General features: G+C 71.4%; 6 protein-coding genes (1 of these 6 only partly in view). 5 read left to right on the top strand and 1 reads right to left on the bottom strand.

Annotation, left to right across the window (positions count from 1 at the left end):
- Positions 1-14 precede the first annotated feature (14 nt).
- The 5 genes from ACLBW1_RS13830 (at position 15) to ACLBW1_RS13810 (ending at position 4934) form a co-directional block, all read left to right on the top strand.
- Positions 15-527, top strand: coding sequence for a DUF4878 domain-containing protein (locus tag ACLBW1_RS13830; protein WP_447812409.1), 513 nt, complete (start codon positions 15-17; stop codon positions 525-527).
- A 5-nt stretch (positions 528-532) separates the two neighbouring features.
- On the top strand, positions 533-1573 hold the full coding sequence (locus ACLBW1_RS13825; RefSeq protein ID WP_447812408.1) for a heme/hemin ABC transporter substrate-binding protein: 1041 nt from the start codon (positions 533-535) through the stop codon (positions 1571-1573).
- On the top strand, positions 1570-2664 hold the full coding sequence (locus ACLBW1_RS13820) for a FecCD family ABC transporter permease (protein WP_447812407.1): 1095 nt from the start codon (positions 1570-1572) through the stop codon (positions 2662-2664). Before ACLBW1_RS13825 ends, ACLBW1_RS13820 begins: the two co-directional genes overlap by 4 nt.
- Positions 2661-3443 carry a heme ABC transporter ATP-binding protein gene (locus tag ACLBW1_RS13815; RefSeq protein ID WP_447812406.1) on the top strand — a complete coding sequence of 261 codons (783 nt, stop codon included), beginning with the start codon at positions 2661-2663 and terminating at the stop codon, positions 3441-3443. The genes ACLBW1_RS13820 and ACLBW1_RS13815 overlap by 4 nt, the downstream gene beginning before the upstream one ends.
- A 249-nt stretch (positions 3444-3692) precedes the next feature.
- The gene (locus ACLBW1_RS13810; RefSeq protein ID WP_447812405.1) at positions 3693-4934 is read left to right on the top strand and encodes a cellulase family glycosylhydrolase; all 1242 of its coding nucleotides are present in this window, start codon (positions 3693-3695) and stop codon (positions 4932-4934) included.
- Positions 4935-4960: 26 nt separating this feature from the next.
- Here ACLBW1_RS13810 and ACLBW1_RS13805 read toward each other — a convergent pair whose 3' ends face one another.
- Positions 4961-24137, bottom strand: partial view of a non-ribosomal peptide synthase/polyketide synthase gene (locus ACLBW1_RS13805; RefSeq protein ID WP_447812404.1) — the 3' portion only. Its footprint extends 20816 nt past the window's final position; only the last 19177 of its 39993 coding nucleotides appear in the window; its start codon lies off the right edge, out of view — the gene reads right to left on this strand; the stop codon is at positions 4961-4963.

The raw sequence follows: 24137 nt of genomic DNA, 5'->3' as shown, positions 1-24137 counted from the left end.
GGGAGGCCGAACACATGCAGATCCGCAGACTCGCGATCGGTACCGTCATCGCCGCAGCGGTCGTGACCGGTGCGACAGCATGCGGTGGCGACGACTCGTCGACCACGCCGGCGAGCAGCGTGGCCGCGAGCGCATCGTCGCCGGGTGCGGCGTCGAGTTCGACCGCGCAGGCGCCCGCCGATCTCGATGCCGCCGCCGCGCAGCAGATCCTGCGCACCGTGGTCGACCCCGCCAGCTCCCCCGAACAGGTTGCCGGACTGGTCGATTCCACCGATCCCGCGATCGGGCAGCAGCTCAACGGGTTCGCCAGGGGCGCGAGCGCCGGCGGCTACACCCCGAGCGTGTTCACCGTGACATCGGTGGCCGCCGACGGTGACGACACCGCGACCGCGAAGGTCGCCGTGGCCAGCCCCCACACCCCCGCACCGGTCAGCATCGACTACGGCTACACCAAGAGCGGTGGCACGTGGAAGCTGTCGTCGAGTGCGGTGACCGCGCTGCTGGGCATGGCGAGCGGGCCACGCTGACACCGTTGTCCGCGCGCGCCGTCGCACCCGTCCTGGCACTCGCCGTCGTCGTCGCGACGGCCGTCGCGGCGTGCTCCACCGCACCGCTCGACGTCGGATCGGTCGGGACGTCGACGTCGGTGTCGCTCCCCGACGGTCCGCGCACCGCGCGACTGCCCTCCTCGGATCCCGTCGAGGTGTCGACCACGCCCGAACCGCAGCTGCCCGTGACGGTGACCACCGCCGACAACCGGCGCGTGACGGTCACCGACGTGAGCAGGATCGTGGCCCTCGACCGCTACGGGACGTACGGCACGGCGGTGTTCGCGCTCGGGCTCGGCCGCAACCTCGTGGGCCGCGACATCGCGACGAAGTTCCCGGCCGCCGCGTCCATCCCGGTGGTGACGACCGGCGGTACCGACGCGAACGCGGAGGCGATCATCGCCCTGCGGCCGACGGTGGTGCTGACCGACGCGTCACTGCCGTCGGCGAACGTGCTGACCGGTCAGCTCGCCGCCGCCGGGATCCCGGTGGTCACCGGCTCCCCCGATCGCACCGTCGCGGGGACCGACGCGCAGCTGCGGTCGATCGCGACCGCGCTCGGCATCCCCGCGGCCGGCGACGCCCTCGTCGCACGCACCGACACCCAGATCGCCGCGGCCCGGGCCCTGGTCCCCCGCGACGCCGACCGACCGCGCGTCGCGTTCGTCTACGCCCGCGGCACCGGTCTGCTCATCCTCGGCGGCCCCGGCTCGGGCGCGGACTCCCTCATCGACACCATCGGCGGACAGGACGCGGGCACCGCGGCCGGGCTCTCCGATGCGTTCACCTCACTCACCTCCGAAGGCCTCATCAAGGCGAGACCCGATGTGCTGCTGATGATGACCGACGGGCTGGCCTCGGTCGGCGGCGTCGACGGGCTCGAGAAGATCCCCGGCGTCAGCGAGACGCCGGCCGGCCGCGATCGACGTGTCGTCGACATGGACGACGGTGAACTGCTGTCGTTCGGGGCCCGCACCGGCGACGTGGCGGTGGCGCTGGCGCGCACCCTCTACGGACGGCCGTGAGTCCCGCTCTCGCCGAGCGACTCCGGACGCTCCGCGGCGGCGATCGCTCCCCGAGGTCGCGGCGGGTGTCGCTCGCCGTCGTCGCACCGGTCGGTGTGGTGGCACTGCTGATCGCGGTGATCGTCGCCGCGGGGGTCGGGCAGAACCACATCCCACCGCTGCAGGTGCTCGGATCGCTGCTGCACCACCTGCACATCGCGCTGGGACCGCTGCCCGATCAGGTCGGCGAGAACACGCTGTGGAACGTCCGACTACCGCGAGTGGTGTTGGCGTTGTTGGTCGGTGCCGCCCTCGGATGTGCGGGTGCGGTGCTCCAGGGCGTGTTCGCCAACCCGCTCGCCGAACCCGGGGTGATCGGGGTGTCGTCGGGCGCCGCCGCCGGTGCGTCGGGGGTGATCGCGGTGGGCGGTCTCGGTGTCGCCGGGTACGCGGTCGCCGGTGGCGCGTTCGCCGCCGGGCTCCTCACCACCGGGATCGTCTACCTGCTGTCGCGGTCGGCGGGTCGCACCGAGGTCGTCACCCTGGTGTTGACGGGGATCGCGGTGAACGCCTTCGCCGGCGGGCTGATCGCGTTCTTCACCTTTCGCGCCAGTCCCACCGCGCGCGACCAGATCGTGTTCTGGCAGTTGGGCAGTCTCAACCGGGCGACCTGGGATCAGGTGTACCTCGTGGTCGGACTCGTCGTGGTCGGCATCGCGGCGTCGATGACGATCGCCCGCCGGATGGACCTGCTGGCCCTGGGTGAGTACTCCGCCCGCCACCTCGGTGTCGACGTCGAAGGACTGCGCAGGGTCGCCGTCGTGATCGTGGCGGTGCTGACCGCGGCGGCGGTGTCGTTCTGCGGCATCATCCTGTTCGTCGGTCTCGTGATCCCGCACCTCATGCGCATCGTCGTCGGCCCCGCGCATCGCGCACTGATCCCGGCCAGCGCCCTCGCCGGTGCGATCCTGCTGGTGCTCGCCGACCTCGCCGCGCGCACCCTCGTCGACTACGCCGACCTCCCGATCGGCATGCTGACCGCCCTCGTCGGCGGCCCGGTGTTCCTTCTGCTGTTGCGCCGCACCCGCTCCCGCCAGGGCGGATGGGCATGACCGGAGCACCTCTCCTCGCCGCGACGTCGGTGTCGGCGAGCCGATCGGGACGGCCGGTCCTGCACGACGTCGACCTCGCGGTCGGCGCCGGTGAGGTGGTGTGCATCGTCGGACCCAACGGTGCGGGCAAGTCGACACTGCTGTCGGCGTTGGCGGGCACGGTCGCCCTCGACGCGGGTCAGGTCACGCTGCACGGCGATCCGACCGCCACACTGTCGACCCTCGAGCAGGCACGGCGCCGCGCGGTGTTACCCCAGGACCACGTGGTGGGTGGCGCGTTCAGCTGCCGCGAGGTGGTGCAGATGGCGCGGTATCCGTGGAATCGCACCCCCGCCAACGCCGACGACGAGACCGCGGTCGCCGACGCGATGGCGGAGTGCGACGTCGTCGACTTCGCCGACCGTCCGTTCGCGACGCTGTCCGGTGGCGAGCGTGCGCGGGTGGCGCTGGCGCGGGTGCTCGCCCAGCAGACATCGGTACTGCTGCTCGACGAGCCGACCGCGGCGCTCGACCCCCACTTCCAGGAGACCGTCATGGCCCTGGTGACCGCGCGTGCCGCCCGCGGTGACGCCGTCGTCGCGGTCGTGCACGACCTCACGATGGCCGCGGCCTACAGCGACACCGTCGTGGTGATCGCCCACGGTCGTGTCGTCGCGAGCGGGCCGCCGCGGTCGACCCTCACCGCCGAACTCCTCACCACGACATACGGTCTGCCGATGACGGTGTCGCTCATCGACGACCAGCAGGTGATCCTTCCCCACCGCCCCCACCGCGGGTAGGCAGGCAACGCCGAACCGGAACTGACGTCAATGCAGTTCCACAAAGAGTCTTCACTATCACGGATTCTGTCCAGGACCCGGTAACGAAACGCTCTCGGATCGGCTCACGTTTGGTCACCCACTCCGACCAACGGCGTGACGGATGTGACTATTGCTCACGTTCGAGAAGGTTGTGGCCTGTGTGTTCGGGGGGACTGGTCACGGCTTTGCAGTAGACGCCCACGCAGCCGCACCGGAGAGGTCCCCCCAATGTCCACTGCACGATCCGTTCGTTCTCGCCGTTCCCTCGTCGCCCGTGCCGCCCTTGTCGTGGCGTTGACCGTGGGCGCCGCAACCGTTCTCGTCCCCACCGCACACACCGCCGCTCCCGCGGCCTGCCAGGGCTCGGCCGCCAAGGGGCGGGTCGGGGTGTCGCCCGGCGCGGGCATCCTCGGACTCAACGACTCCGACCTCAACCGTGAACTCACCGCGGTCCGCGACGCCGGTGTGAAACTCGTCCGGGTCGACGTGGACTGGTCGGTGATCGAACCCCAACGCGGAAACCAGAACTGGGCGTCCCTCGACCGGGTCGTCAACGCGATCACCGGCCTCGGCATGTGCCCGACGGGCGTTGTCGCCTACACCCCGCGGTGGGCCCAGAACTCCGCCGACAACCCCACCGACAGCCACTTCCGTCCCGCCGACCCGGCAACGTTCGCCGCGTTCGCGAAGAGCGCTGCCATCCGATACCAGAACTCCATCGGCATCTGGGAGATCTGGAATGAGCCGAATCTCAACATCTTCTACAAGCCCGCACCCGACGCGGGCGGCTACGGACGACTACTCGCCGCCACCTCTGCGGCCCTGCGGACACTGTCACCGGCGCCCACGATCCTCAGCGGTGGCCTCGCGCCGGCGGTCGACAACGGCCGCGACATCGCACCTCTGACCTTCCTCAAGTCGCTGTACACCGCAAATCTGAAGAACACGTTCGATGCCGTCGCGGTGCATCCGTACACCTTTCCCGCGCTGCCCAACGATCCATCGACCCGCTCCTACAGCACCTTTCAGCGGATGTGGGACATGCATGACTTCATGACCGCCAATGGTGACGGCGGCAAGCTCCTGTGGATGACCGAGTCGGGCGCGCCCACCGGCACCAACTCGGTCGCGGTGAGTGAAGACGTGCAGGCCCAGACGGTCCAGATCCTGCTCGCCTCCGCACGGGACACGGCCTGGGTGGGCCCGGCGTTCATCTACAACATCCGCGACACCGGTACCAACACCAACGACATTGAACAGAACTTCGGCCTGCTCCGGAACAACTTCACGCCCAAGAAGGCGTATCAGACGGTCAAGGACTTCACCTCCGCGAGCACTCCCCCGTCCACCTCGACCCCACCCGGCACGTCGACCCCACCCAGCACGTCGACACCGCCGAGCACATCCACTGCACCGACCACACCGGTCACCACGACACCGGCCCCGGCGCCGCAGTTCGGCAGCAGCTGAACACTGTTCAACGCTCTCCGGGGGAGTCAGTGGTCGTCGAGTCGGCGCGCGATCTCGGGTCCGATGACGCGCAGTGAGGCGGTGTCGGCCATGCCGAGGTGGTGGGTGTCGACGTCAACCATCGTGACCTCACCGGTCACATAGGGCCGCCAACTCGCGCCCACCGCGGCAGGATCGTCCTTGTCGGCAGTGGCGACGAACACCAGCATCGACCCGTCGAAGACCACGGGCCGGTGCGCGGCGACGATCCGCGCCGAGGTGTCGAAGCTCGTCATGATGCGGTCGACCTGTTCGCCCGAGAGCAGCCCCAACCCGGTGATCTGGTCACGGACCACGGTGGCGACCTGATCGGTGTCGGCCGCGGAGATCGACTCGTCGATGTCGAACAGCGTGCGCCATCCGCCCAGGAGGTCCGCGACACCCGCGGAGGCGCCACCCTCCGGGACGTCGAGAGCGACCGCGTCGGGATCGTCGAGAGCTGCGTCCATCACTCCTAGGAACGCGACTTCGTCGCCCGCCGAACGCAGCCGGGTCGCCATGGCCTGGGCGATGTACCCGCCGACCGACCAGCCCAACAGGTGGTAGGGACCGCTGGGCTGGACCCGCCGGATCTCGGCGATGTAGCGCGCCGCGAGATCGTCGACCGACCCCGCCGCCTCGTCACCGGCGACCACATGCGGGTCCTGGAGTCCGAAGATCGGGCGGTCGATCAGGTACGGCGCGAGTCCACCGTAGAACCAGGCGAGACCGCCCGCCGGGTGCACGCAGAACAGCGGCGCGCGGGAACCGTTGGCGCGCAGGGCGATGAGCACCTCGTCGGTCAGTCGTGGACCCGAGGTGTCGGCCATCCGCGCGGCCAGGCCGCGGGAGGTGGGGTCGGCGAACATCCACGGCAACTCGACCTCGAGGCCGGTGCGCCGGCGGATCAGGGCGGCCGCCCGGGCCGCGGCCAGCGAGTTGCCGCCGAGATCGAAGAAACTGTCGGTCGCGCCGAACCGCGGCGCCCCGGTGACTTCGGCCATCACATCGGCGATCAGATTCTCCAGATGACCGGAGGGAGCGACGAACTCGACGGTCCGACGGCTCTCGACAGCGGCCGTCGCGGCCACCTCGGCACCGGCGTCGCCAGGTACATCGGGGGTCAGCACGGCGTCGACATCGGTCGTCATCGTGTCGATCATCGCCATGAGCTCCGCAGCGACATCGCGCACCGTCGCCTCGTCGAACAATGCGGTGGCGTAGGTGATCGAGCCGTCGATCTCCGTGGCGCCGTCGATGGTGCGCTCCGCGAATCCCACCGCGAGATCGACCTTCGCGGGCTCGGATCCCGGGTCGACAGGCTTCACGCGCAGACCGACCCCTGAGAGGTCGTCGCCGCTCAGGTCGGCGCCGTGAGAATCGTTGTCGCCGTGCATCAGGTAGTTCAGTGCGATCTGATAGATCGGGGCGTGCGCGGTGGAGCGTGACGGTGTCACCAGGTCGACGAGCACCTCGAACGGCAGATCCGCGTGGGCGAAGGCGTCGACGTCGTCGCGGCGCACCCGGGCGAGCAGGGTCGACGCGGTGTCGTCGCGGCGATGTTCGACCCGCAGGGCGAGGGTGTTGACGAACATGCCGATGACATCCGCCGTCGCGACGTGGCCACGGCCGGCGACCGGTGTGCCGATGACGACGTCGGAGACGCCTGCTCGCGCGGCGACGGTCGCCGACAACGCCGCGTGCGCCACCATGAACGTCGTCGTCCCGGTCCGCCGCGCGAGATCGGCCATGCGCGCGCTGCGATCTGCACCGATCCGCAGCGGTATCCGGCCGCCGGTGGTGTCCATCACCGGCGGGCGGGGACGGTCGGCGGGCAGGTCGATGCGGTCGGCGACACCGTCCAACCGCCGCGACCAGTAGTGCGCCTGCGCGGCGAGCACCGAGGTCGGGTCGTCGAGGTCACCGAGCGTCTCGTGTTGCCACAGTGTGTGATCGGCGTACCCGATCGAGGTCGGTTCCGCCGGCGGGACACCTGCGACCCGACGACGGTAGGCGTCGAGGACGTCGCGGGCAAGGATCCGCAGCGACACCTCGTCACCCGCGATGTGGTGGATCACCACGACCAGTCGATGTGTGTCGGTGTCGGTGCGGACCACCGCCGCGCGGATCGGGAGGTCGGTGGTCACGTCGAAACCGCGGTGGCACAGCGCCATCGCGCGGGCGAAGGCGAGATCGGTTTCTCCCGGTGCGGGATCGAGCGCGATCCACTCGAATTCCCGCCGCGTCTGCTCGATGGACGCGATCCGTTGGACCGGTCGCCCGTCGTCGGTGAGCGGGTGGGTGGTGCGGAGGGCCTCGTGTCGATCGAGGACGTCGATGACCGCGCGGTGCAGTGTCTCAGGATCGAGTGCGCCGTGGATGTCGAGGACGATCGGCATGGTGTAGACGTCGGAGGTGACGTCGAACTGGTTGATGAACCAGATGCGTCGCTGGGCGAACGAGAGCGGGATGTCGGCGGGGCGGGGGCGGCGGCGGAGGTCGGCGGCCGCGGGACGCGAGGTCTGCAGGCGCGGCGCCAGCTCACGCACCGAGGGGTGGTCGAAGATCTCACGCACACCGAGGTCGGTGCCGAACATCTCGTCGAGGCGGGCGATCACCCGCATGGCGGCCAGAGAGTTCCCGCCGAGGTCGAAGAAGCCGGCGGTCACCGACACCGAGGTCAGACCGAGGACGTCACCGATGATCGTGGCGACGGCGTGCTCGACGGCGTCGGCGGGCGGTACGGGTGCGGTGTCGACGGCACCCGGTGGCGGTAGCGCGCGGCGATCGACCTTGCCCGACGCGGTCAGGGGGAACTCGTCGAGGCGGACCCACCGCGTGGGACGCATGTACCCGGGCAGCAACCGGGCCACCTCGTCGGTGATCGTGGCGAGGTCGGCGGATCCGGAGATGTAGCCCACCAGCATGTCCCCCGCCGCGGTGGCGGTCACCGCGGCGGCGGCGTGGGTGACGCCGGCGACCCCCGCGAGCACAGAGTCGATCTCTCCCAGCTCGAGCCGTTGTCCACGCAGTTTGACCTGGAAATCACTGCGGCCCAAATATTCCAGCTCACCGCCGCGGTTCCATCGGACGAGATCACCCGTGCGGTAGAGCCGTTCACCGGGTGCGCCGAGAGGGTTCGCGACGAACCGATCGGCGGTGAGATCGGGACGGCCGGCGTATCCGCGGGCGAGCTGCACGCCACCGAGGTAGAGCTCGCCGGTGACACCGATCGGAACCGGACGCAGCCCCGGGTCGAGTACCCAGGTGGTCGTCCCGGCGACAGGGGTGCCGATGGGCGTGGTGGTCTCGCCGGCGAGCACGGTGTGGCGGGTGACGTCGACGGCGGCCTCGGTGGGGCCGTACAGGTTGTGGACATGCGCCTGCGGGGCCGCCGCGGCCATCGCGTGCGCAGTCGCCGACGGCAGTGCCTCGCCCGAGACGAACACCCGGCGCAGCGAGGCCAGCTGCGCCGGGGTGTTCCGGTCGTCGCGCGCAGCGGGCAGCACATCGACGAACACCGCCATCATCGACGGCACGAAATGCAGCGTGGTCACGCGGTGTCGTGCCACCAGCTCGGCGATGTACGCCGGGTCGCCGTGCCGGCCCGGCTCGGCGAGCACGAGATGTGCGCCGGTGGTCAACGGCCAGAACAGCTCCCACACCGACACGTCGAACGTGATCGGCGTCTTCTGCAACACCACATCGGCACCGTCGATCGGATGATCGGACTGCATCCACCGCAGCCGGTTCACGATCGCCCGGTGCGACACCGTCACGCCCTTGGGGCGACCGGTCGAGCCGGAGGTGAACAGCGTGTACGCGCTGCTGTCGGCGGCGACGCGACCGTGCGGGGTGTGCGCGGGCGCAACCGGAATCGTCGCGCCGCAGTCGATCTCGAGCGTCGTCACCGCGCCGGTGGTCGCGGCGGCGACCGGGGTGGTGCCCTCGGCGACCAGCAGGGTGGTCACCGCCGCCGTCTCGAACATCGACCGGACACGCTGCGCGGGGGCCGCCACGTCGACCGGCACGTAGTGGCCGCCCGCGGTCACCACAGCGTGGATCGCGACCATCATCTCCACCGACCGGTCGATGCACACCGCGACCGCGTCGCCTGCGCGCACACCGTGCGACCACAGTCGCGCACGCAGTGCGTCGACATGTGTGGCGAACTCGGCGTAGGTGAGGGTCCGGTCACCCATGGTGACGGCGGGGGCATCCGGGGTGGCCCTCCGCTGCGCGGCGAGCAGGTCGATCAACGTGTCGTGGGAAGCCGCGTCCGGGGCCGCGGAGCCGGTGGAGAACTCCGCGATGCGGGCCTGCTCGTCGGCGTCGAGCAGGTCGATGTCCCCGACCGGGGTGTGCGTGTGCGACGGCGCGGTCATCACCGCGAGGACGGCGAGGAGACGGTCGGTCATCGCCGACACCGTCTCGTGGTCGAACAGATCGGTGGCGTAGAGGATCTCGCCGGTCCACGCTCCGCCGGCGGGTGATGTGGCCACCGACACGGTCAAGTCGAGGCGCGCGGCGGGGTCGCCAGGGTCGATCTCCTCGATCGTGAGCGCACCCGCCCCGGGGATCTCGCCCGAGTGGGGGTCCACTGCGGCGTCGCGGTGGTCGACCGACAGCATCACCTGCGCCAGCGGGGCGAACGCCTCCGACCGGGTGGGGGCGAGTCGGTCGACGAGGAGCTCGAACGGGACATCGGCGTGGGCGAACGCATCGACGTCGCGGTCGCGCAGTGACTCCAGGATCTCGGTCGGGGTGGCCGCCGGGTCGACGTGGGCACGCAGCACCAGGGTGTTGACGAACATGCCGACCAGAGCATCGAGTTCGGCGCGCCCGCGACCCGCGACGGGGGTGGCGATCACGACGTCGTCGGTGGCGGCGAGGCGGGCGAGCAGGACCGACAGAGCGGCATGCACGACCATGAACTCCGTGGCCCGATGCGCGCGAGCGGTGCGCCGGATCGCGTCGACCAGCGAGGCCGGCACGGTGAAGGCAGCCCGGCGTCCGCGCAGCGACGCGATCGACGGCCGCGACCGGTCGGTCGGGAGGTCGATGCTGTCGGCGATCCCCGCGAGCCGCGCGGTCCACCAGTCGATCTGGCGTGCCAGGGTCGAGTGCGCGTCGTCAACCGCGCCGAGGACCCGCTGCTGCCACACCGCGTGGTCGGCGAACTGGATCGGCAGTTGTTCCCACACCGGCGCGACGCCCGCGGAGCGCGCGGTATAGGCGGTCACGAGGTCGGCCACCAACGGGCGGACCGATTCGCCGTCGACCGCGATGTGGTGCATCGACAGCGCGACGAGGTGCTCGCCGGCCACCGGCGTGGCCACCACGCGGGCGCGCAGGGGCAGGTCGGTCGTGACGTCGAACCCGCGCGCGACGAGTGCGGCGACGGCGGTCTCGTCGTCGGTGACCTGCCAGTCGAGACGGTCTGCGGCGGTGTCGATGTCGAGGATCAGTTGGCGGGGTGACCCTCCGCTCGCCGGGTGGATCGTGCGTAGCACCTCGTGGCGGTCGATGACGTCGAGCAGTGCGGCGTGCAGGCCGTCGGTGTCGAGTGCGCCGCGCAGCCGCAGCACCACCGGGATCGTGTAGGCGGTCGACTCGGGATCGAACCGGTTGAGGAACCAGATCCTCTGCTGCGCATTCGACAGCGGGATGTGGTCGGGTCGCGGCCCGGCGACCAACGGCACCGCGGTCGCACCGTCGTGGTGCCGGGCCCGGATGGCACCGAGCAGCCCCCGGACGTCGGGGTGGTCGAACAGGTCGCGGACGCCGACATCGGTCCCGAACGCGTCGGCGGCGCGCGCGGTGACACGGGTGGCCGACAGCGAGTTGCCGCCGAGGTCGAAGAACCCGGTGGTGACACCGATATCGGCGACCGGTCGACCGAGCACGTCGGCGACGATGCCGGCGAGCAGGCGCTCGTCGTCGTCGGCGGCGGGCTCGACGGGGAGGTCGGCCGAGGGGCCGACGCCGAGATCTGACAGCGCCGATCGGTCGAGTTTGCCGACCGGGGTGCGGGGCAGCGCGTCGAGGACCGTCAGCGACGCCGGCACGAGGTGGCTCGGGAGCCGCTCGGCGAGGTGCGCGCGTAGCGTCTGCGCGGTCACGCCGGCATCGGTCGTCTCGACGAACCCGGCCAGCGCGGTCACCGGGTCCCCCACCCCGACGACACCCGCGGACCGCACGTCGGGATGTGTCCGCAGTGCCTCCTCGATCTCGCCGAGTTCGATCCGTAGACCGCGCATCGCGATCTGGGAGTCCGAGCGGCCCGCGTAGATCAGCTCACCCGCCCGTGTGCGGCGCACCAGGTCGCCCGTGCGGTACATGCGCGACCCCGACCGGTCGGCATCGAACGGGTCGGGTACGAAACGTTCGGCGGTGAGATCCGGGCGTCCGGCGTAGCCGCGGGCCAACGCCGCCCCGCGGACGTACAGTTCGCCGACGACGCCGACGGGGACCGGGCGCAGGAACTCGTCGAGCACCACGACCGCCGATCCCGGCATCGGATGACCGAGGGGCACGGTGTCTTCCGGCTCGATCGGGGACGAGGTGAGACACGCCATCGTCGTCTCGGTCGGCCCGTAGGAGTCGTAGAACGCGCGGGTCGACGCCCACCGCCGCATCTCTGCATCGGGTACGCCCTCACCGCCGGCGAGGATGTGCCGCAACGACACCCGCGCGGGGTCGGGCATCGACGCGAGGACACTGGTGACGATCGCGGTGTGGGTGACGTCGTGCTCGGTGATCCACTGTGCGAGCTCGGTTCCGCCGATGATGTCCGGCGGGGTGACCACCAGCGTGCCGGCACCGCCGAAGGCGCCGAGCACCTCCAGCATCGCGACGTCGAAGCTCGGTGAGCTGATGCCGAGCCACCGCGCGTCGGCGTCGCTGTGGTGTCGATCGCGCAACGTCGCCGCCATCCCGGCGATGCCGGTGTGGGTGACGCTCACACCCTTCGGTACGCCGGTCGATCCGGAGGTGAAGACGAGGTAGGCGGCGCTGTGCTCGCGCACCGGGGCGCGGCGGTCGGCGTCGGTCACCGGCGCCGCGATCGACCGGTCCCGCGCGGCACGCGCCCGCAGACGCTCGACTGTGGTGTCGTCGAGGGTGAGCCACTCGACGGGGGTCGAGTCCGCCTCGATCGGCTCGGCACACAGTGCGAGCGTGGCGCCACTGTCGGCGAGGGTGCGTCGGATCCGCGCGGCCGGGTACCGCGGATCGATCGGGCAGTACACCGCACCGGTTTTCGCGATGGCCCACAGCGACACCTGTACGAGGGCGGTGCGGGGCAGCACGCTCGCCACGACGTCCTCGGGTCCGATCCCCCGCGCGACGAGATCGCGGGCGAGGACCGAGCTGACGGCGTCGAGGTCGGCGTAGGTCATCGACCTGTGTGCGTCGACGACGGCGACCGCCGCGGGGCACTGCGCGGCGGCCGACGCCAGCAGATCGGGCAGCAGCAGCGGCCGGAGGGCCGGTACGGGCGGCGCGACGAGGCGCATCGTCTCTGCGGGGCCGAGGATGTCGACGTCACCGACCCGAGCCGTGGGGTCGGCGACGATGCCCGCCACCACCCGTACGAGGCGTTCGGCGAAGGTGACCACGCTCGATTCGTCGAAGAGGTCGGTCGCATACGCGATGGTCCCCCGCCACGGACCGGTGTCGCCGGTGGTGATGCCGACGGTGAGATCGACCTTGGCGGTGGTGGTCTCGGTGGTGACGACCTCGATCTCGAGACCGGTGGCCTCCGCGAGATGCGCGGGGGCGGCGGTGTGGTCATCAGCGGCAACGGTGAGCAGCACCTGCGCGAGTGGGGCGAACGCGCCCGAACGCATCGCGCCGGCACGGTCGGTGTCGAGACGGTCGAGCAGATCCTCGAAGGGGATGTCGGCGTGGGCGATCGCGTCGAGGTCGGTGCGGCGGACGTCGGCGAGGAGGTCCTCGATCCGTGCGGTACCGCTCACCGGGGTGCGTAACACCAGCGTGTTGACGAACATGCCGACGATGTCGTCGAGTTCGCGGCGTCCGCGGCCCGCGACGGCGGTGCCCACGACGACGTCGGCGGTGCCGGTCATCTTCGCGAGCAGCACGGCCAGCGCGGTGTGCAGCAGCATGAAGGGGGTGAGTCCGTACCGTCGTGCGACCACACGGGCGGCACCCGCCACCTCGGACGGGATCACGACATCCACGGCGCCACCGCGCATCGACGCCGTCACCGGGCGCGGACGATCGGTCGGCAATTCCAGCAGCGGCGGGATCCCGGCCAGCTGGGCATCCCAGTAGTCGAGCTGTGCCGCGATCGACTCCGCGGCAGGACCGCCGTCGTGGCCGAGCGCGCGGTTCTGCCAGATGGCGTGATCGGCATAGTGAACCGGCAGTGATGGCCACCGCGGTGGAAGTCCCCTGCGTCGGGACGCATACGCCGCGAACAGATCTCGCGCGAGGATCGGGGTCGACTCACCGTCGGCGGCGATGTGGTGGACGGTGACGACGAGCAACGCCTCCCCCGCTCCCCCCGCAGGGTCCGGCGTCCTCGCCAGACGGGCGCGCAGCGGCAACTCGGTCCGTGTGTCGACACCCTGACCGGTGATGGCGAGCGCGTCGACGTCGTCGGCGACCACGGCCCAGTCGATCGCCGACACCGCGCGTTCGACCGGCCAGATCTCCTGTCGCACCGCACCGTCGGGGGTCTGCGGGTAGGTGGTGCGCAGGGTCTCGTGCCGCGACACGAGGTCGCCGACCGCGGCGTGCAGCGAATCGACGTCGAGCGCTCCGCGCAGCCGCAGCGCGAACGGGATCAGATACACCGGCGACGACGGATCGAAGGTGTTGATGAACCACATGCGGCGCTGGGCGTCCGACAGCGGGATGTGTTCGGGGCGTGGGCCGGCCACCAGCGGTTCGACGGTCTTTGATCCCGTCGTCGCCCGCGCGCGGCGTGCGAGTTCGCGGACCGTGGGTGCCTCGAACACGTCGCGCACCCCGATGTCGGCGCGTAGCGCGTCGGCGACACGGGCCGCGACGCGCGTCGCCGACAGTGAGTTGCCGCCGAGGTCGAAGAACCCCGTCGTCACCGACACCGACTCGACCCCCTTCCCGTCGATACCGAGCACGTCGGCGACGATCTGCGCCACCACGGCCTCGGTCTCGTCGGCCGGCGCGGTGACGTCGTCTGCCGTCGCCGGGCCCGGAGCGGGCAGCCGTCGTCGGTCGACCTTGCCCGAGCCGGTCAGCGGCAACGCGTCGAGGCGCACCCAGTCGACGGGGCGCATCACCGCGGGCAACAGCCGGGCGACCTCCGCCCGCAGCTCGTCGAGGTCGACGCCGGCACCGGCGACATGGGCGACGAGCCGGTCGTCGCGGACCGACGCGACCGCACCGGTGACCCCCGGCATCGCCGAGAGCACGGCCTCCACCTCACCGAGCTCGATGCGCTGACCGCGGATCTTGGTCTGCGAGTCGTTGCGGCCGAGGTAGTCGAGGTCACCGTCCCGGGTCCAGCGCACGCGGTCGCCGGTGCGGTAGAGGCGCGTGCCGGGGGCGCCGAACGGGTCGGCGACGAACCGTTCGGCGGTGAGATCGGGACGTCCGGCGTATCCGCGGGCGAGCTGTACGCCGCCGAGATAGAGCTCGCCGACGACGCCGGGGCCGACCGGCTGCAGCCTCGCGTCGAGGACACGGGTGTCGGTGTTCCACACCGGGCGCCCGATCGGGACGATCGCGGCGCCGTCACGGACCTCGTGCCAGGTGACGTCGACGGCGGCCTCGGTCGGCCCGTAGAGGTTGTGCAGCAGCGCTCGCGGCATCAACGCGATCGCGGCCGCCGCGGTCGTCGGCGACAGGGCCTCGCCGGAGGCGAAAATCAAGCGGATGCCCGAGGCGAACACCGCACGCACACCGGACAGCTCGACTCCGTCGGTGCCACCGACCGACTCGCAGAAGGCGGCGAGCATCGACGGGACGAAGTGCGTGACCGACACCCGTTCGCGGGCCATGAGATCGGCGAGGTACCGCGGGTCGCGGTGGCCGCCGGGCTCGGCGACGACCAGTGTCGCGCCGGACATGAGGGGCCAGAACAGTTCCCACACTGACACGTCGAACGTGGTGGGCGTCTTGTGCAGCACCACGTCGGATCCGGTCAGCACGAACATCGCCTGCATCCACGCCAGCCGGTTGACGATGGCCGCCTGCGACACCGTCACCCCCTTCGGCCGTCCGGTGGAGCCGGAGGTGAACAAGGTGTACGCGCCCGAGTCGGGGGTGACGACGCCGGGACGTTCCGAGGGTGCGAGCGGTTCGGTGTCGGCGGCCGGTTCGGTGCAGTCGACGATCAGCCGAGGGACGGCGATGGCGCGCAACGCCGCCGGCTCGGCGGCGGGTCCGACGAGCACCAGCGAGACCGCCGCGGTGTCGGTCATGTCGGCGACCCGCTGCGGCGGGGCGTCGGTGTCGACGGGGACGAAACGCCCACCGGCCGCGACGACCGCGTGCACGGCGACGATCGACTCCACCGACCGGTCGATGCAGATCGCCACGCCCACATCGGGTCCCACACCATGGGCGATCAACCTGCGGGCGGTCGTGGCGACGTGCGCGGCGAGTTCGCGACGGGTGAGGTGTCGATCGCCGACGACGAGCGCCCTGCGGTCGGGAGTGGCCACGGGTCGGGCGACGATGTCGGCGAGCGTCTCGGGCGGCATCGGCACCCGTGTGCCCCGCGACCAGACGTCCACCGCGGCGCGCTGTGTCGGCGACACCAGATCGATGTCACCGACCGCGATCCCGGGGTCGGTGACCATCGCCCGCAGCACCTCGACGTAGGCACCGGCGATCGAGGTCGCGGTGTCGGCGTCGAAGAGGTCGGTGGCGTAGACCAGCCGACCGTCGAGGGCGGTGAGGGTCCCGTCGGCGGCGCGGGTGGTCGACAACGCGGCGGTGAGGTCGAACCGTGCGGGCAGCACACCCGGGTCGTCCGGCGTCACGGTGAGACCGGGGACCTCGATGGTGTCGTCACCACGCTGGGCGAGGGTCAGCATCACCTGCGCGAGCGGTGCGAACGACTCCGAGCGCACCGGCGACAGGACGTCGACGAGGTGCTCGAACGGGACGTCGGCCGCGGCGAACGCGTCGAGATCGACCTCGCGGGCGCGCACGATCAGGCTGCCGAGATCGTCGGTGGGCGCGACCGCGGTACGCAGGATCAGCGTGTTGACGAACATGCCGATGAGCCCGTCGAGCTCGGCGCGACCGCGCCCGGCGACCGGTGTCGCGACGGCGATGTCGTCGGATCCACTCAACGTCGCCAGCACCGCCGCGAGTGCGGCATGGGCGACCATGAACAGCGTCGCATCGTGGGCGCGGGCGAGACGGTCGAGCGCGGCGGCGAGATCGCCGTCGACGGTGATCGCGACGCCGGCACCCCGCAGTGACGCGACCGCGGGTCGGCGGCGGTCGGTCGGCAGGTCGAGCACGTCGGGCAGGCCCGCGAGCCGTTCGCGCCAGTGTTCGGTCTGCGCACCGAGCGTCGACGTCGGGTCGTCGGCCGCGCCGAGCACCTCCTGCTGCCAGAGCGTGACGTCGGCGTACTGCACGGGGAGCGGATCCCGGGCCGGGGCCGTGCCCGTGACGCGCGCGGCGTAGGCGGCGAGGAGGTCGGTGACGAGCGGGGTGATCGACTCGCCGTCGGAGGCGATGTGGTGGGCCACCACCACCAGCAGGTGCTCGCCCGGCCCCGCCTCGACGACGCCGGCCCGGATCGGTGTCTCGCGTGTGACGTCGAACGGCTCCGACGGCAGGTCCCCCACACCGTCGGTGCGCCAGACGACGTCGGCGCCGACGTCGTCGGGGTCGATGATCCGCTGATACGCGACGCCGTCGGCGTCGGCCGGGAAGACGGTGCGCAGCGTCTCGTGGCGGGCGATCACATCGAACAACGCTTTGTGCAGGGCGTCGACGTCGAGGTCGCCGCGCAGGCGCAGCGCGAACGGGATGTTGTAGGCCGGCGACGTCGGGTCGAAGACGTTGATGAACCACATCCGCTGCTGCGCGGGCGACAGCGGGATCCGATCCGGACGGACCCGCGCGACCAGCGGCAGCGCAGCGGGATCCGTTCCGGCCGGGCCGTTGTCGTCGATGCGCGCGGCGAGCGCACGGACCGACGGATGGTCGAAGACATCCCGGACGCCGACGCGCACCGCGACGGCGTCGGACACCCGTGCCGCCACCCGGGTCGCCGACAGCGAGTTGCCGCCGACGTCGAAGAAACTCGCGGTCACCGACACACCGTCGAGTCCGAGGACGTCGGCCACGATCCCGGCGACCACCGTCTCGGTGGGTGTGGCGGGCGCGACGTCGGTCGAGCCGTCCGGACCGGGTGCGAGATCGGGTGCCGGGAGCGCCCGCCGGTCGACCTTGCCCGCCGCGGTGCGGGGCATGTCGATGACCACGACGTAGGTGTCCGGGCACATGTACGCCGGGAGGTGCTCGCGCGCGTGTCGTTCGACCGCATCGAGATCGATGTCGCCGGAGACGTATCCGACGAGCCGGGCGTCGCCACCGGTCCCGACGACCGCTGCGGCGGCGACCACCACACCCGGCGCCGCGGTCAGTACGGCGTCGACCTCGCCGAGTTCCACACGCTGTCCCCGGATCTTCACCTGGAAATCGCTGCGTCCGAGGTACTCGAGCTCACCGTCCGGGGTCCAGCGCACGAGATCACCGGTGCGATAGAGCCGTTCGCCGGGTGGGCCGATCGGGTCGGCGACGAAGCGGTCGGCGGTGAGGTCGGGTCGCGAGGAGTACCCGCGTGCCAGCTGGGGGCCGCCGAGGTAGAGCTCGCCGACGATGCCCGGCGCGACCGGTCGCAGCCGGGTGTCGAGCACCCGGGTGACGGTGTTGTCGACCGGCCGCCCGATCGGGACGGTGGTGTCGTGCGCCGACACCTCGTGGTGGGTGACGTCGACCGCGGCCTCGGTCGGGCCGTAGAGGTTGTGCAGACGAGCGGTCGGCGTGACGACCCGCATCGCGTGGGCGGTGGCCGGGGTCAACGCCTCGCCGGAGGCGAACACCTGCCGCACCGATCGCAGCGAGCTCGTGTGACGGTGGGCGTCGACGAAGGCCGCCATCATCGACGGCACGAAATGCGCGGTGGTGACGTGTGTCCGGTCGATGAGCTCGGCGAGATACCGCGGGTCGCGGTGACCGTCGGGTTCGGCGATCACCATCGTCGCCCCGCTGATGAGCGGCCAGAACAGTTCCCATACCGACACGTCGAAGGTGACCGGGGTCTTGAGGAGGACTGCGTCGTCGCCGTCGATCGGGAAGCGATCCTGCATCCACGCCAGCCGGTGGGCGATGGCGGCGTGCGACACCGTGACGCCCTTGGGTCGACCGGTCGATCCGGAGGTGAACAGGGTGTACGCGGCCGCATCGCCATCGGGGTCGACCTCGTCCCACGGGTCGGTGTCGGTGGATGTCGCGACCGGTGTCGTCGTGTCGACGGCGAGCACATCACCGGCGATCGCCGGCATCGCGGCCGGGGCGCCGTCGGGGCCGACCAGGACGATCGTGGCGCCGGCGGTGTCGAGCACGAAGGTGACGCGATCCTGCGGCGCCTCGGTGTCGAGGGGGACGTACTGACCGCCGGCGGCGACCACCGCATGGATGGCGACCACCATCTCGACCGACCGCGGGATCGCCACGGCCACCGCATCTCCCGGCCCGACACCGCGGGAACGCAGGGTGGCGGCGAGCACGGCGACACGCTCACCGAACTCGGCGTAGGTCACTGCACGCGCACCGGCACGCAACGCGACGGCGTGCGGGATGGCGAGCGTCTGCCTGCGCACACCGGCGATCACCGAGTCGGTCGGCATCGACGGCGCCGGGGTGACCGGCCCGGTCGACCAGGCGTCGACGCGGGCGGCGGTGTCGGGGGTCATGAGGTCGAGGTCGGCGATCATCGCGGTGGGGCGGTGCGCGACCGCGTCGACGAGCGTCCCCACCGCGTCGACGATCTGCGCGATGCGGGCGTCGTCGAACACCGAGGGCAGGTACTTCACCCGCACGAGCATCTCGTCGCCGTCGGGGACGGCCACGAGGGTCAGCGGATAGTGCGTCGCGTCGGCCGACGTCACGCCGCGGATGTCGAGTCCCGCTGTGGGTGCATCGGTTCCGCCCGCGTCGGTCACCCCGGCCGCACCGACCGCGGCGCGGTCCACCGGGAACGACTCGTAGACGACGAGGGTGTCGAACACCGCGGCATCCCCGGTCGCCGAGGCGATCTCGGCCAGTCCGACATGCTGGTGGTCGAGCAGTCGCGCCTTCGACTGCTGCACCGCACCGAGCAGATCGGCGACGGTGTCGTCGGGACGCACGGTCACCGGGACGGGCAGTGTGTTGATGAAGAGCCCGATCATCGACTCGACACCGTCGATCTCCGGAGGGCGACCCGAGACGGTCTCGCCGAACACGACGGTGTCGCGACCGGTCATCCGGGCGACCAGGACCGCCCACACCGCCTGCAGCACCGTCGAGGTGGTGGCCCCCGCCCGACGACCCGCCGCGGTCAAACCGCGCACGGTGTCCGCGGTCAGGTGCAGGGACCGTTCGGCGGGCGCCGTATCGGTGCGGGGTCGGACTCCGGGTGCGACAAGGGTGGGTCCGTCCACCGCAGCGAGGGCGTCGCGCCACGCCGTGAGCGCGGCGGCACGGTCTTGACGGGACAGCCAGTCGAGATAGACACCGAAGTCGTGCCCGTCGGGATCGGGGGTGTCGATGCCGTGACGCGCGGCGAGCAGTTCGGTGAGCACCAGAGGCGCCGACCATCCGTCGAGCAGCAGGTGGTGAGCGGAGATGATCAGCGATGCACCGACCTCGGGCAGCGCGGCGTCGTCCCGGCCGTGGCCGGCGAGGCGATGCCGCACCCACACGAATCGCATCGGTCCCGGCACCGCCAGATCGAAGCGGGTCCTCTGCTCTGCTCGGGCGATGCGCTCCACCTCTGCGGCTGCGACGTCGGCGTCGAGACCGGTGAGATCGACCACGCGCCAGTCCGGTTCGACGACGGCGGGGACCACGGCGACGACATGACCCGCCGCGGTTCGCCGGAACGACGACCGCAGTACGCGGTGGCGGCGCAGGAGGAGTCGCGCGGCGTGGTGCATCGCCTCGGCCGCATCGTCGTCGGTCGCGCCCGGCCCGCCGAACGTGATGACCGACTGCGTGACGTAGACGTCGATCTCGTCGCGCCGGTCGGGGTCATCACTGTCGGGGTCACCACCGTCGGACAGGTGTGCGCCGGCGGCGATCTCGGCCTGGAAGTACAGGCCCTGCTGCAGCGGTGTGAGCGGCCACAGCGTCGCGCCGGGTTCGGCCGCGCGCAGGGTCTCGATCTCGGACTGTGTCATCGACGTGGCGGCGAGATCGGTCTCGCTGGGGCCGGGGTCGCCGACGGCGCGGACGTGGTCGGCGATGGCCGCGAGCGTCGACGACCACCGCGCCGCGAGGGTCGCGACATCGTCGCGATCGAGAAGCCCTGCCGGGTGGGCGAAGTCGGCGTGCAGCACGCGGGCGTCATCGGTGGCGACCGTGCTGACCGACACGGTGAGCGCCGAGGTCGCCACCATGGCGCCGGTGATCGACGGCGGCAGTGACGGGCCGTCGGCCACCGGCGCGAAGCCGGCGGCGACCGCGTTCCCCACGGTGTCGGCAACAGAGTCGGGGTTCACGGAGGCGGGGGTCCCGGCGGTGTTGCCGAAGTAGTTCAGCGTCACCGGGGGCAGGGAGGCGGCGCGCAGAGGTGAGTCGGGTCGTAGGTACCGCAGCGGCCCGAAGGCGATACCGCGGTCGGGCATCCGGGCCAGCGCGTCCTTGACCGCCTTCACGGTGAGATCCACCGAGCCCGAGTGGTTCGTCACCGACAGCGGCGCGAACGCGGTGAACCAGCCGACGGTGCCCGCGAGATCGGCGCCGGGCGCGATCTGCTCCTCGCGGCCGTGGTTCTCCAGCAGCACGGAGATGCCCGCGTCGTCGGGGAACGACTCGTGCAGCGCCGCGATCAGTGCGGCGAGGAGCACGGCATCGACCCCTGCGCGGTAGGCGTCGGGCACCGCTCCGAGGATCGCGTCGCTGACGTCGGCGGGTATGTCGACGGTGGTCGAGGTGACGGTCGACTGCCGGTCGCGACCGCGGTCGAGGGTGAGGCGACCGTTCGAACGGGCCGCGACGGCGAGATGGTCGGCCCACAGGGGGATCTCGGCGTCCCGTTCCGTCAGGTCGGTCAGCACGCCTGTCCAGCGACGCATCGACGTGGCCGGCGGGCTCAACCGGATCGCCGCGCCCGACGTGCGCTGCCACCATGCCGTCGCCACGGCGGTCAGCACCGTCGTCCACGAGACGGCGTCGACACCGATGTGGTGGATCGCCAGCACCAGTCGCCCCGGGCTCGACGGATCGGCGTCGCGCACACCCACGGCGGCGACGAGCCGCCCGGCCTCGGGATCGATTGCGGTGAGCGCGATCTCGTGGGCGCGACGAACAGCGGCATGCGGGTGAGGAGCGCGGGTGTCCGCGTGGTCGAGGATCGTCACGAGCGCGTCGTCGGCCGATCCGGCGCCCGCGGTGAGTTCCCACTCCCCCTCGACGTGGCGCAGCGTCGCCGACAGCATGGCGTGCGTCTGCACGAGCGCGGTGACGATCGCACGTACGTCGGCCTCGGTTGCCTCGGTGGGCAGCGACAGAACCGCCGACTGCGAGAAGTCGAGGTGATCGCGGGGACCGTCGACGAGGTCGAGCATCCATGCGATCGACGGTCCGATCGGCATCGGACCGACTGCGCCGCCGGGGAGCTCGTCGAGAACGGCCGCGGCGCCGGTCGCCGCGGCGAGCGCACGGACGGTGCGGTGTTCGAAGATCATGCGGGGACCGATGGCGAAACCGGCCGCGCGCAGCAGCGACGAGAGGCGGATCGACATGATCGAGTCGCCGCCGAGGGCGAAGAACGATGCGGTGACCGACACCCTCTCGACACCCAGGGTGGCGGCGACGATCTCGCCGATCACCCGTTCCTCGGGGGTCGCCGGCGGCTCATGGTCGGCGTCGGTGGCGGTGAACTGCGGACGCGGGAGCGCGCGGCGGTCGAGTTTGCCCGTACTGCCCAGCACCACGTCGTCGAGCGCCATCCAGATCGACGGCCACATGTATTCCGGGAGGGCCGATTCGACGGCCGCGCGGACGGCGTCGAGGTCGGCCGGTGTCCCGGGAGTGCCCGCGACGTGGGCCACCAGATGCTGCGTCGCGTTATCCCCCGTCATGGCTGCCGATCCGGGGGTGTCACCGGTGACGACCGATGCGGCGGCGTGGACCACCCCGGGCACCGAGGTCATGACCGCCTCGATCTCGCCGAGTTCGATGCGCTGTCCGCGTAGCTTCACCTGGAAATCGGTGCGCCCGAGGTACTCCAACGCCCCGTCGGGTCGCCACCGGACGAGGTCGCCGGTGCGGTAGAGGCGGGTGCCGGGCGGCCCCTGCGGGTCGGGTACGAACCGTTCGGAGGTGAGGTCGGGGCGCGCGGCGTACCCGCGGGCCACCTGCACACCTCCGAGGTAGAGCTCGCCGGGGACGCCGACCGGCAGCGGACGCAGTCGGTCGTCGAGCACCCGGGTGACGGTGTTGGCGATGGGTCGGCCGATGGGGACGACCGCCCCGACGGTGTCGATGGCCTGGTGGGCGACCTCGACGGCCGCCTCGGTGGGACCGAACAGGTCGTGCAGGCCCGCCCACGGAAGACGGTCGCGCACGAGAGCGGCCACCCCCGGCGACAGCGCCTCACCCGAGGCGAACACGAAGCGCAACGCGGTCAGGTGGGTGAGCCGGTCGGCGTCGACGACGTCGAGGAACACCGAGAGCATCGAGGGCACGAAGTGCACCGACGACACCCGATGGCGGGCGAGGACGTCGGCGAGGTGATCGGGGTCGGTGTGACCGCCGGGACGGGTGACCAGCAGACGCGCACCGGCCATCAACGGCGCGAACAGCTCCGGCACCGAGACGTCGAAGGTGGTGGGGGTCTTCAGGATCACGGTGTCGTCGGCGTCGAGCGGGAAGGTCGCGAGTCCCCACCGGAGACGGTTGAGCACGGCCCGGTGCGACACCGTGACGCCCTTGGGGCGCCCGGTCGATCCCGAGGTGAACAGCGTGTAGGCCGCGTGATCGGGGCGTAGGGCGCAGACACGCTCGGCGTCGGTGACCGGTCCGTCCTGCGGGGCGTCGGGGTGATCGACGGTGTCGTCGAGGTCGACCACCATGGTCGACACGTCGGCGATCGACGCCTGGGGTGTGTCGGTGAGGACGAGACGTACTGCGGCGGTGTCGATCATGTACGCGACACGGTCGGCAGGGGTGTCGGGATCGATCGGCACGTACTGCCCGCCGGACGCGATCACCGCGTGGACCGCGACGACCATGGCGACGGAACGGTCCATCCGGATGCCCACGGCCGTCTCGGGTGCGACCCCGGCGGCGATGAGGCGGCGGGCCAATCGGTACACGTGGCCGCCGAAGGTCGCGTAGTCCAGTGTCGCGACGGAGTCCCCGACATCCGCAGGGGATTCGATGTCGGGGATGAGGGCGGTCGCATCCGGTGTCGCGGCGATCTGGCGCGACACGACCTCGGCCAGGGTCTCGGGCGCGAACACCACATCGGGACCCGCGCTGTGCCGTGCGACGGCGAGGCGTTCGGCGTCGGTGAGCAGGTCGATGTCGCCGACCACGGTGTCGCTACGACCGGCGGCGTCGAGGATCCGCACGAGCCGGCCGGCGAGGACCTGCACGGTCGTCGAATCGAACAGGTCGGCGGCGTAGACGATCTCGCCCTGCCAGTCCGAGCCGGCCGGGGCGGTGCCGACGCTGACCGCGAGATCGAGGCGGGCGGGCGGTGTTCCGGGGTCGGCGAGGTCGATACGCAGACCTCCGGCCTCGATACCCCTCGACGGCTGATCCGACGCCCCGACCGAGAGCATCACCTGACTCAGGGGGGCGAACGCCTCCGAGCGGGTGGGGGCGAGGCGCTCGACGAGGTACTCGAACGAGACGTCCGAGCGCGCGAAGGCATCGAGATCGGTCGCGCGGATGTCGTCGAGGACCGCGCCGAGTGTGGTGTCGCCGCGAACC

This window comes from Williamsia sp. M5A3_1d (assembly GCF_053345315.1).
This window is presented reverse-complemented; position numbering and strand designations above follow the sequence as displayed.